General features: G+C 54.7%; 9 protein-coding genes. 3 read left to right on the top strand and 6 right to left on the bottom strand.

Annotated features, from left to right (window positions below):
* A partial coding sequence (locus tag ACW8F6_RS08545; protein ID WP_491575437.1) for a hypothetical protein occupies positions 1-199 on the bottom strand: 199 nt, incomplete at its 3' end.
* Between the two features lie 554 nt (positions 200-753).
* On the opposite strand from ACW8F6_RS08545, the gene ACW8F6_RS08540 reads away from it, so the two are divergent.
* Positions 754-1,332 carry a PEP-CTERM sorting domain-containing protein gene (locus tag ACW8F6_RS08540; RefSeq protein WP_491575436.1) on the top strand — a complete coding sequence of 193 codons (579 nt, stop codon included), beginning with the start codon at positions 754-756 and terminating at the stop codon, positions 1,330-1,332.
* 324 nt (positions 1,333-1,656) lie between these two features.
* Here ACW8F6_RS08540 and ACW8F6_RS08535 read toward each other — a convergent pair whose 3' ends face one another.
* The 4 genes from ACW8F6_RS08535 to ACW8F6_RS08520 all read right to left on the bottom strand — a co-directional run bounded on the left by ACW8F6_RS08535 (position 1,657) and on the right by ACW8F6_RS08520 (position 3,781).
* On the bottom strand, positions 1,657-2,076 hold the full coding sequence (locus ACW8F6_RS08535; RefSeq protein WP_491575435.1) for a GFA family protein: 420 nt from the start codon (positions 2,074-2,076) through the stop codon (positions 1,657-1,659).
* A 1-nt stretch (position 2,077) separates the two neighbouring features.
* Positions 2,078-2,386 (bottom strand): hypothetical protein, encoded by a 309-nt coding sequence (locus ACW8F6_RS08530; protein ID WP_491575434.1) that lies wholly within the window; start codon positions 2,384-2,386, stop codon positions 2,078-2,080.
* 22 nt (positions 2,387-2,408) lie between these two features.
* Entirely contained in the window at positions 2,409-2,783 is a 375-nt protein-coding gene (locus tag ACW8F6_RS08525) for a PH domain-containing protein (RefSeq protein WP_491575433.1), read from the bottom strand.
* A 107-nt stretch (positions 2,784-2,890) separates the two neighbouring features.
* Complete coding sequence (locus ACW8F6_RS08520) at positions 2,891-3,781, bottom strand: AraC family transcriptional regulator (protein WP_491575432.1); 891 nt, start codon at positions 3,779-3,781, stop codon at positions 2,891-2,893.
* A gap of 139 nt (positions 3,782-3,920) precedes the next feature.
* On the opposite strand from ACW8F6_RS08520, the gene ACW8F6_RS08515 reads away from it, so the two are divergent.
* Entirely contained in the window at positions 3,921-4,460 is a 540-nt protein-coding gene (locus ACW8F6_RS08515; RefSeq protein WP_491575431.1) for a carboxymuconolactone decarboxylase family protein, read from the top strand.
* A gap of 6 nt (positions 4,461-4,466) precedes the next feature.
* Here ACW8F6_RS08515 and ACW8F6_RS08510 read toward each other — a convergent pair whose 3' ends face one another.
* Positions 4,467-5,288, bottom strand: coding sequence for a mechanosensitive ion channel family protein (locus ACW8F6_RS08510; protein WP_491575430.1), 822 nt, complete (start codon positions 5,286-5,288; stop codon positions 4,467-4,469).
* Positions 5,289-5,421: 133 nt separating this feature from the next.
* Between ACW8F6_RS08510 and pgi the strand changes: the two genes are divergently transcribed.
* A complete protein-coding gene (pgi, locus tag ACW8F6_RS08505; RefSeq protein ID WP_491575429.1) occupies positions 5,422-7,047 on the top strand; it encodes a glucose-6-phosphate isomerase in 1,626 nt (541 codons plus the stop codon).
* Positions 7,048-7,096 lie beyond the last annotated feature (49 nt).

Below are 7,096 nucleotides of genomic sequence, written 5' to 3'. Positions count from 1 at the left end.
CAAGTACACCGTCTTCTACTTTTTTAGTGTCTCTAACATTGGGCTTGCCCCGCTGTTTCACTAGAATGGTAAAGGCCACATTTTCGCAGTCTTCCAGACCCAGTCTTACCTGCCCGTCGTCGTTGATAATTAAATCGTCACACGCCAATAAACAACATGTACACAAGACTAAACACAGTCTATCCATGAGCTTTTGCATATCAATTCTCTCTGTTAATAACATCCTCAATTAAGTCGCAATGGCCACTTCTGGCCCACAACATAAAAGTAGATCATTGATGAACTGGCGCGAGGCAAGCGCGCAGCCGAAAACTCGCACTCAATAGAACCGCTGAAATGCCAATCAACGACAGCTTTTGTATTAAAGCCAAGACCGGCTTTGGCAGCGTTAAAGGGGGTCAACGCCCGCGGGATCTGGTGTTTGAAAGCACGTTTATTAGTCAGCACATAAGAAAGTGCTAATGTGCGCACTTCTAAAATTATTCATGAGAATCTATTGCCACTAACGGCTTACTTCAGACATCCACTTTCTAGTTTTTATGCCTCAATTTTGCTCAGGAGTATTTCTATCCAAAAAGTAAACACGCAGGTATCCGATACAATCAATCTGTCAGCATTTTTTACACACTCTGGCATCGCGCTATCCCACAGGTATGTAAGCTTCTGAAAAATAGCGATTAAAAATACTTGGCGTAAATATTGCCGTATTTTGTGTCGCGATATATTCAATGACACGGAAGAGGGATAATCAGTATGAAAAGTATTAAGACAGCGGTCGCCGCACTCAGCTTAGTGGTCAGCTCCATGGCCGGCGCCACCATCATCGACAATGGCACTTACACCACGGATACCAACCTGGGTTACGACTATTTGGACGTGGGTCTAATTCACGACACCTATGCCAACTTTGACAGCGGCGTTGTGTACGCCGGCAGAACCTGGGTACTTGCTACCGCAGAGCAAATCGCCAGCACTTGGTCCGATGCCACAGGCCTGGCGCTGACATCTGCCGATGTATTCTCCAGCGACAACGATATGGGTGCTGCCGCATCCGCCATTTTGCACAGCCTGTTTGACGGCGTCACCACCGATACCGGCGCCGGCGGCGAAGCCGTAATTGGCGATTACGATACCTCGGGTTATTACAACTTCATCTTTGGCGGATCACTCGCCGTGCACGACGCCACTTGGTACGACTCCCACTTTGTGGCCGATACCAGCGGCACCATGGGCGCGTGGCTGGTAAGCCGCAGCGATGTCCCCGAGCCCGCCTCGCTACTGTTGCTGGGCTTGGGACTGCTGGGACTTGGCTGGAAACGCAGCCAACGCTAACCCGGCCTACAGGCGAGGCGCCTAAACGCCACGCCTGTGCGCCTAGCGACTACATCATAGACGGCAAATAGCCGCCAGCCCTTAACCGGGTTGGCGGCTTTCTTATGTCGTAGCGTCGCTAACTTGCAGGCCGTTAATCACATCGAAAATGAACGCCGCCGAGCGACACGACGGGCCCAAAACTCGCTAGGGGCAGTCACCATCAACGACAGCGATAGCTAAAAACGCAGCGTGAAATACGCGCGCAGCCAACGATTGCACTTGTTCAGAAAATATCGGGGCTGTCACTCGCGAGGCAAAGGACCCTGCACCAAATGCGGCGCCTCAGTCCATGGCGCCAGAAAATTCATCAAACTGGGGCAGCCCATCGCGCAACTGCAACCAGGGCACCTTGTGCGACACCCAAATATGGCGGCTGGGTTGTGCCGCGCTGGCATCGTCCAGCGTTGCGAGTGTGATGTCGATATGATCGGGGCGAGCACTGTGGGAATAGCTAATGGGCGTGCCGCAGTTAGCGCAAAAACACCGCTGCACCTGCGGGGCGCCGTAGCACTCTTTGAGCTCCCCAGCCAACATCACCTGATCGCGCCCAACCGTCATCCAGCCTACACAGGGGGCACCGCTAGCAAGCTGGCAACTGTGGCAATGGCAAATGCAGGCGTGTTGTATGTCGCCTGTTATTTTGTAGCGCACGGCGCCACAATAACAACGGCCGGTAGCGACCTTGGCAGATGTACTTGTCACACTAAAAAATCCAGGCGATGAGCAGCCAAATAATCACGAAAAACGAAAAGAATCCGGCCAGCATAAACTGCAGTTCACCCAGTAATCCGTCGCCAGCGGTAATGGCAAAAAAGGCCAGCGTCACCACGGTAATAAAAAACGAAATAACCGCCGCCTGCTTCATGCCTACACCTGGCTCAAACTCGGTTTGTACCAGCTCGGACAGCATTGGCAACATCATCAACACGGCAGCAAGCAACGCCACTATGATGATCACTAGCAAGATCAGCAGTTTGCGGGATTCTTTTTGGTCTTGGCTGTCTGTACTCATGGCGGCAGTCCTTTACACTAGCCTAAGTCAATTCGCGAAATTTATTGGGTTCGGGGATGCCATCCACCTCGAACTCCGGACTATCGCCGGCGGTGTATACGGTTATTTTGCCGACGCCGGTGATGCGGTTTAAAAAGCTCTGATAAACGCGCACGGAGCGCACGCTGGCCAAACCCAGTTCGATGCGCTCTTTGCTAAGCAGGCCGCGCTCTAACACCACTTCGTGCTCGATAATTGACAGCTTGGTGGATTTACACTTCAGATACCACACCATCAAAATAATAATCCCAATGCCCACTGCACAGAGCAATACACACAATATGAAGCTAAACGGACGGGCCTTAAACATGGCGGGATGGGCGGAAAATTTAGTCCCCAGTGCAGTAGCGTCGGTCATCGGTAGATCCTTAGTCGAAAACACGGAGTGTAGGGCAGAATTGCTGTGCCAACGGTACTGCCACCGCCAGCAAAAGGCAAATGCCGCAACGGGGATTTGTTGGCTGTTCAGAGCGCACTATCTCCGCGTCGTACCTGCCCCGCCGCACGGCCAAAGTGGCGGGTAAAGCTGCGAGAAAACGCCGCCTCCGATTGATAGCCCACTGCCAGGGCCACGGCACCCACCTTGTGCCCCTGGCGCAACTGCTCCCAAGCCAATTGCATGCGCCACCAAGTAAGGTAGTGATTCGGCGTCCAGCCGCTGACCGCTTTAAAGGTTTGCGCGAAGCGGGTGCGCGACATACCCGCCAAGGCCGCCAAGTCGTCGAGCCGCCAGCGCGCGGCCGGCTGCTGGTGCACTTGCGCCAGTGCACGGCTGAGCTGAGGATGCGCATACAAGCCCAAGAATCCAGTGTTAGCCGCACCCGAGTGCAGGTAGTCGCGCAAGGCATAGGTAAACAGCAACTCGGACAGGCGATCAATCAACACTGTCGACACCACCGGCGGCGCCTCAACGGCCTGTTCGCTCTCGCGTACTATGAGCGCCAGCAAAGCCGCTAACCAGGGGGCTTGCGGGCCATTGCGCACCAGTAAATACGGCGGCAGTTGGCTCAACAGCTGGTCGCCATAGAGGTGAAACAGTTTTACTTCGCCACACAAAAGCCCGGTCCCCGGCTGCGGGTCGCAATAGCTGCGGTGACTCTGCTCGCCCGATAGCTGATCAACGGGGGCCAGTGAATGGGGCAATTCGCGCGGGAAGATAATTAAGTCTCCAGCTGCCAATCGCGTTTCTGGCAGGTGTCCGGGGATGGTCAACAGGCAATTGCCCTGGGTCACAATGTGGAAGCAGGTAGCGCCCAGCTTGTGGGTACTTAGCCGCCAGTTACCGCACACCCTGGCGTTGTGGTAAATCCGCACCTGCAAGCGCAGTAGACGCACAAAGTCGCAAAACGGGTGCATGGCCCACCTCTCTCTGGCAAATCAGCCATGCTCGCAAAAATTGAACGATGGAGCAACAAAAGTGGACTTTTAATCATTTATCGTGCGTACGCCTTGGCTAAGCTGTGGACTCATTCAGTGCACCTACAGGGGAGCCCCCATGACAGACTTTACCTTTTACACACCCGAAAATAGCTCGGGTGCAGCCAAAGACGTACTCACCGGCATTCAGAAAAAGTACGGTTTTGTACCCAATCTATTTGCCTACATGGCCGAGGCACCCTACACCATCGAAGCCTACGCCATGCTCACCGACCTGCTGGCTAAGACCGATCTTGATCCAGCCCAGCAGCAGATAGCCCTGCTAGCCATCAGCGTATACAACCGTTGTGAATTCTGTACCCTGGCCCACCGCGCGTTTGGCAAGCAGGCCAAAGCCAAACAGCAAACGTTGGACGCCCTGCACCAGGGTACCGACATTGACGACCCACAGGATCGCGCCCTGGTGACCATGGCCCGCGCCCTGGTGGATCAACGCGGTTGGGTGGCACCCGAACAGTTAAGCGCCTTCTTTGCCGCCGGCTTCAGTAAACGCAATGTGTACGATTTGATATTAATCGCGGCCATAAAAACCCTGTCTAACTACAGCAATCACCTGACGGAACCCGAGGCCAACCCCGAGCTGGTCAACATGCTATAAATCAGCCTAACCCGCCCGCGTGAGGGTGACCTCGCGCTGCGGGAACGGAATCTCGATAGCCGCCTGCCGCAGGGCGTCAAAAACCGCTTTATTCACCGCAAACCGCGTCACAAACAGAGCGTCAGTGGCCACCTTATAGCGATAGCCGATATTCACGCTACTATCGCCAAAGGCTTCAATGCCCACTACCGGCGGTTCGGTTGCCACTCCGTCGGTGTTGACGATGGCCTGGGTAATGGTTTCGACCGCGGCATCCATGTCGGTACCGTAGGCCACGCCCACCTGTGCCTCCACCAGCGTGTGCTCGTGCGAGTTGTGAAGTATCTCGCCGATGATGTGTTTATTGGGAATGGTGATGGTGACCTTGTCTTCATTCACCAGCCGGGTTTGGCCCAGCCGTACCTCGGTTACCTGACCGCTCACTCCGCACACAGATATGGTATCGCCCACGACAAATGGTCGGCCAATAATGATGTTTACGCCTGCCCCGTAGTTGGCCACTAGGCCTTGCGCGGCCAGTGATAGACCAAAGGTTAATGCACCCACCGCCGCCACAAAGGGCGTCACACTGATGCCCATTTGTCCCAGCGCCATAATAACCACCAACACCAGAACTATCATTTTTACGGTGCTGCCGATAAATCGACTGAGCGTGACATCAATCGCGCGCGCCTCGCACAATCGCTGCACCAATTTGGCCAGCTTGCCCGCCAGTAGCCAGCCCACCATAAAAATTATCAGCGCGCCCACTAACTGAAAGCTATAGGCCACTAAAAACTCCGCTACCATTTGGTAAAGCTCACCCATTTGCTGTAGGTCTGGGGTCATGGCGTATCGTCCTTTGATCAACAGAAAGTGAAATTATAGGGCTTTTTCTTACGCGCCACCCAACCGCACTCACAGCCTCGCCACAGCGTCATCACAAGTGTGTAGAATTAAGCGCACTCATCGGGAGGATAGAATGACCACACCCACAACATTGCCCGCCTGGCAGGCGTTGCGTGCGCACCAGGCCGAACTTGTGCACACAAAAATGGTGGATTTATTTCAGCAAGATCGCCAGCGCGCGCAAAAATTCACTGTCGGTGCCGCCGGTATTACCCTGGATTTCTCTAAAAACCTGGTTACAGACGAAACCATTTCGCAACTGCTGAGGCTAGCACAGGCACGCGGTTTGACGCAGCAGATTAGCGCCATGTTCCACGGCGATGTCATTAACACCACCGAAAAGCGGCAGGTACTGCACACGCTGTTGCGCGCGCGCACCAGCAAACTTCCCGACTACACGCGCGAAGTGACAGCCGTGCTTGCCAAAATGGAAAAATTTGTCGGCGCCGTACACCAAGGCAATTGGCGCGGTTTCACGGGCAAGCGCATCACCGACGTGGTGAATATTGGTATTGGCGGCTCCGACTTAGGCCCGGTCATGGTGACCCGCGCACTCACGCCCTATCACGTGGCGGGTATTCGCGTGCACTTTGTCTCCAACGTGGATGCCTCAGATCTCATCGAATCGCTTAAACCGCTAAACCCGGAAAGCACGCTCTTTGTGGTGGCCTCAAAAACCTTTACCACCACCGAAACTCTTACCAATGCCCGCTCTGCGCGTCGGTGGTTACTGCAAGCGCTGGGCGACGAAGCCGCGGTGGCCAGGCACTTTGTGGCAGTCAGTGCCAATCTCGAAAAGGTACAGGCCTTTGGCATAGATGCCGATAACATTTTTCCCATGTGGGACTGGGTGGGCGGGCGCTATTCGCTGTGGTCTGCCATTGGTTTGCCCATCGCGCTGGCCTGCGGCATGGACAACTTTCGCGCCTTGTTAGACGGCGCGGCGGCGATGGACACCCACTTCATTGAAGCGCCGCTAGACAGAAACCTGCCCGCACTGCTCGGACTATTGGGGGTTTGGTACACCAATTTCTGGGGTGCGGAAACACATGCCATATTGCCCTACGACCACTACATGAGCGCCTTCACCAAGTACATCCAGCAACTGGATATGGAAAGTAACGGCAAACAGGCCAGTACCGCCGGCGGCTACCTTGAACACGCCAGCGGCCCCATTATCTGGGGCGAGCCTGGCACCAACGGCCAACACTCGTTTCACCAATTGCTGCACCAGGGCACGCGCATGGTGCCGGCTGACTTTATTGTGTCGCTCACCAGTCACAACCCCTTGGGCGATCACCATTCACAACTTTTTGCCAACTGCATTAGCCAAAGCCGTGCGCTGATGCTCGATAAGAATGAAGCCCAGGCCAAGGCCGAATTCTTGGCCATGGGCTACAGCGAGGGCGACGCTCAAGCCTTGGCCCACCACAAAGTGATGCCCGGTAACCGCCCTAGCAATACGCTGGTGATGGACAAGCTCACCCCGCACACCCTGGGCGCGCTCATCGCACTCTATGAACACAAGGTGTTCGTGCAATCGGTAATCTGGGGTATTAATGCCTTTGATCAATGGGGCGTAGAACTGGGCAAACAATTGTGCAACGACATTCATCCCGCATTGGTGGACAATAAAGACATCGACGTAGATGGTTCAACGGCCGCGCTAATGGCGCGCTTTAAAGCGATGCAATCCTAGCGTTGCTATTCAGTACTGCGGGCGCCTGAGCGCCCGATAGTTTTATAAA

This window comes from Simiduia sp. (genome assembly GCF_058345725.1).
The sequence above is the reverse complement of the archived record's forward strand: the minus strand, read 5'-3'. Positions and strand labels throughout refer to the sequence as shown.

Coding starts and splice junctions, on each gene's coding strand:
- ACW8F6_RS08530 (WP_491575434.1), bottom strand. CDS start 2,386: ATGAGTACAGACAGCCAAGACCAAAAAGAATCCCGCAAACTGCTGATC.
- ACW8F6_RS08520 (WP_491575432.1), bottom strand. CDS start 3,781: ATGCACCCGTTTTGCGACTTTGTGCGTCTACTGCGCTTGCAGGTGCGG.
- ACW8F6_RS08540 (WP_491575436.1), top strand. CDS start 754: ATGAAAAGTATTAAGACAGCGGTCGCCGCACTCAGCTTAGTGGTCAGC.
- pgi (WP_491575429.1), top strand. CDS start 5,422: ATGACCACACCCACAACATTGCCCGCCTGGCAGGCGTTGCGTGCGCAC.
- ACW8F6_RS08525 (WP_491575433.1), bottom strand. CDS start 2,783: ATGACCGACGCTACTGCACTGGGGACTAAATTTTCCGCCCATCCCGCC.
- ACW8F6_RS08510 (WP_491575430.1), bottom strand. CDS start 5,288: ATGACCCCAGACCTACAGCAAATGGGTGAGCTTTACCAAATGGTAGCG.
- ACW8F6_RS08515 (WP_491575431.1), top strand. CDS start 3,921: ATGACAGACTTTACCTTTTACACACCCGAAAATAGCTCGGGTGCAGCC.